Source organism: Streptomyces sp. 15-116A (genome assembly GCF_025290915.1).
In the GTDB taxonomy this organism is placed as follows: Bacteria; Actinomycetota; Actinomycetes; order Streptomycetales; family Streptomycetaceae; genus Streptomyces.
The window spans coordinates 1-2,966 of sequence record NZ_JAOCQE010000456.1; the positions used below are offsets into that span (position 1 = coordinate 1).

At 73.7% G+C, this 2,966-nt stretch carries 4 protein-coding genes and 1 pseudogene; 1 reads left to right on the forward strand and 4 read right to left on the reverse strand.

Going from position 1 to position 2,966, the window contains the following annotated elements; genetic code table 11:
- Positions 1-260: pseudogene (locus N4P33_RS34270) on the reverse strand (hypothetical protein); the annotation flags it as partial.
- Positions 261-273: 13 nt separating this feature from the next.
- On the opposite strand from N4P33_RS34270, the gene N4P33_RS35775 reads away from it, so the two are divergent.
- Positions 274-426, forward strand: coding sequence for an ArsR/SmtB family transcription factor (locus N4P33_RS35775; protein ID WP_399030652.1), 153 nt, complete (start codon positions 274-276; stop codon positions 424-426).
- Between the two features lie 114 nt (positions 427-540).
- Here the strand turns inward: N4P33_RS35775 and N4P33_RS34275 are convergent, their stop codons facing one another.
- The 3 genes from N4P33_RS34275 to N4P33_RS34285 all read right to left on the reverse strand — a co-directional run.
- A complete protein-coding gene (locus tag N4P33_RS34275; RefSeq protein ID WP_260830828.1) occupies positions 541-1,533 on the reverse strand; it encodes a nucleoside triphosphate pyrophosphohydrolase in 993 nt (330 codons plus the stop codon).
- 65 nt (positions 1,534-1,598) lie between these two features.
- The gene (locus N4P33_RS34280; protein WP_260830829.1) at positions 1,599-2,246 is read right to left on the reverse strand and encodes a SurA N-terminal domain-containing protein; all 648 of its coding nucleotides are present in this window, start codon (positions 2,244-2,246) and stop codon (positions 1,599-1,601) included.
- Positions 2,247-2,401: 155 nt separating this feature from the next.
- Positions 2,402-2,966: tol-pal system YbgF family protein (locus N4P33_RS34285; protein WP_399030650.1), on the reverse strand; the 565-nt coding region annotated here is incomplete at its 5' end.

Consider the following 2,966-nt stretch of genomic DNA (forward strand, 5'->3'; position numbering starts at 1 on the left):
TGGGCCGAGGGGACGTTGCGGGTGGAGAGCCGGTTCACGATTGCTCTGCCGGTGCCTTTGGTTGTGGTGGTGCCGTCGTTGGTGGCGCCGGCGCCGGGGGTTGCTGTGGATCCGGTACGGGGTGGGGGGAGGGCGCCGATGCTGGCGTATCCGGCGCGGGTCAGGGCGACCGCCCCGGCGGCTCCTCCGGCGGAGCTGGCGGGGTTGCTCGGGTCCACCCGGGCCGGGTTGCTCGCGGCGCTGGGGCGTCCGGCGTCCACCGGGGAGTTGGCGGTGCGGCACTTTCTCAGTCCGGCGACGGTTTCCTATCACCTGGGGGTGCTGCATCGGGCGGGGCTGGTGACGCGTGCGCGGGCCGGGCGCAGTGTGGTGTACCGGCATACGCCGGCGGGGGCGCGGTTGGTGGAGCGGCGCGGTAGACCGTAGGGGTGCCGGTGAGTGGGCGGGTGCGGGTGCGTGGTGGCTGGTCGCGCCCACGCGGCGGAGCCGCATATAGATACAGCCCCGCGCCCCTGACGGGGTTGCCCCGCCCGGCGTCGACTAGTTCCCCTGAACTCCCTCGGCTGCCCTCACCGCGTCTCGGTAGGCGCGGGCCGCTGCTCTGAGGGCCGCCTCCGGGTCCACGCCCTCCGCCTCCGCTCGTATCGCCAGGGTCAGGAGGTCGTAGCCGATGCCCTCGATGCGGGGCAGCGGGACGTCCAGGGCCGCCGTGCGGACGCGGGACGCCAGCTTCGCTGCCAGGGCCAGGGCGGGCTGGCCCAGGGGGATGCCTTCGGTGATCGAGGTGCGGCGTTTTTCGACGGCCTTGGTGCGCAGCCAGTGGGCCTTGACCTCCTCCGGGGTGGTGGCCGTCTCGTCGCCGAAGACATGGGGGTGGCGGTGGACGAGCTTGGTGACGATGGCGCCGGCCACGTCGTCGATGGAGAAGGGCTCCTCGGGGTGCTCCTCGGCGATCCGGGCGTGGAAGACGACCTGGAGGAGGACGTCGCCCAGCTCCTCGCGCAGTTCGTCCCGGTCGCCCTCCTCGATCGCCTCGACCAGTTCGTACGCCTCCTCGATGCCGTACTTCGCGAGGCCCTTGTGGGTCTGCAGGGACGACCACGGGCATTCGGCGCGGATGCGGTCCATCACCTGGACGAGGTCGAGGAGGCGGGCGCCCGGCAGGTCGTAGGAGGCCGGGAGCAGTTCCAGCTCGGGCATCCGGACGCGGCCGGTGCCGGCGAGGCGGGCCAGTCCGTCGGTGAGGGCGGGCTCGCCCTCACCGGTGGCGACGACGACCACCGTGTGCCCGCCGGCGCAGGCGTCGACCAGCTCCTCGGCGCTCGGGGACGCCTCCTCGACGGCTATCCCCGCCTCCCGCAGATAGGGCAGCTGCGGATGGGCGCCGTCCGCGCACAGCACCCGGTCGGCGGCGTGCAGCGCCTGCCAGGCCGGCCAGGACAGCAGGCCGGGCGCGACCCGGTGGCTGGTGGTGAGCAGGACGACGCGGCCGGGGGCGGACTCGGGGGTGGTGGCGGGGCTGGTTGCGTTCACCGTCCGAAACTAACCCACGCCGCCGACACCGCCCCGAGTTATCCACAGGCTGTGCGGTGCGGGCGTCAGGCCGGCTGCTGGGTGCCCGCCGACGTCACGTCCCGCACCCACGGCGTCTTGGCGTCCACGCGGCTGCTCTTCTCGACGTCCCAGCTGCCGTAGCGCGGGTTGACGTCCACGTCGAGTTCCTCGCCGGCCTCGGACAGGGCCTTCCAGAACTCGGAACGGCGGGTGTCCGTGCCGAGCTTCTCGGCGAGCTTCTGGGCCTGGAGCTGGAGGCGGAGGTTCTCGTCGAGGCGCTGCGGCGGGATGCCGTACTGCTGCAGCCAGGCCCGCTCCAGCGCCTCCGCGCCGCCCGCCTGCTCCTCGAGGCCGGCCCGCATGCGCTGGACCTCGCGGTTGGTGACGGTCACCCCGGCGTCCTGCGCGGCGTGCTCGAGGACCCGGTCGAGGACCATCCCGTGCAGGGTGTCGCGGGTGAGGCTGCCGGTGCGGGCGATGGCCTGCTCGTACTGGGCCTCGTCGGGGACGGCCTCGCGCTGGGCTGCGCGGACCTCGTTCACCCGGTTCTCCAGCTGCGAGACGGTGATCCGCTCGCCGCCGACGACGGCCGCCGCGCCCGGATGCGCATCGTTTCCGCAGGCGGTGAGCAGGGGTGCCGCCGCGGCGATCGCGGCGGTGAGCAGGAGCGCGGTGCGACGGCGGCGGTGCAAGGAAACCTCCTGAGGGAGCTTGTGCGGCGGTGCACAAAGTCTTGCGGTGATCGATGGTAGGCACGGGGCAAGCTCTGGCCAACCCATTCGACCAACGATTCACCGCGACTTCGGGCACCGGCACGGCGCCGCCCGGGCGTCCCGCACGGCTCGCGTCAGCCGCGCACCTGCCCCAGCCACTGCAGCGTCCGCCGGATCTCGACGGCGAGCGGGTGCCCGGGGCCATGGCCGCGTTCCACGTCGTGCAGCAGCCGGACGAGCGTGTCGTGCGCGGCGGCCCGGTCGCCGAGGGCGAGCAGCAGATGGCCGATGCGGCGGCGCACCTCGTGGGCAAGCTGCGGGTCGCCGGCGGCGACGTACTGGTTCTCGTAGTACGCCAGCAGCGAGCGGTACTCGGCCAGGGCCGCCGCCGGTTCGCCGAGCTGCTCCAGGCACTGGGCGGCCTCGTAGCGGTAGCGCAGGGACTGCGGGTCGGCCTGGCCGGCCTCGGCGGCGCGCTCGTCGGCGAGGCGGCGCAGTTCGGGCAGCGCGCGCCGGTACTGGCCGTCGTCGAGGAGCGTGGCGGCGTACTGCTTGCGCAGGGTGCGCACGACCGGGGAACGCTCGCCGTGCTGTTCGGCGGCGACCGGCAGGATCGCGCCGAGGATGTCGACGGCCTGGGTGATCCTGCCCTCGCCGAGCAGCCGCTTGACCTCGTCCACGGCGGCGGCGACATCGGCC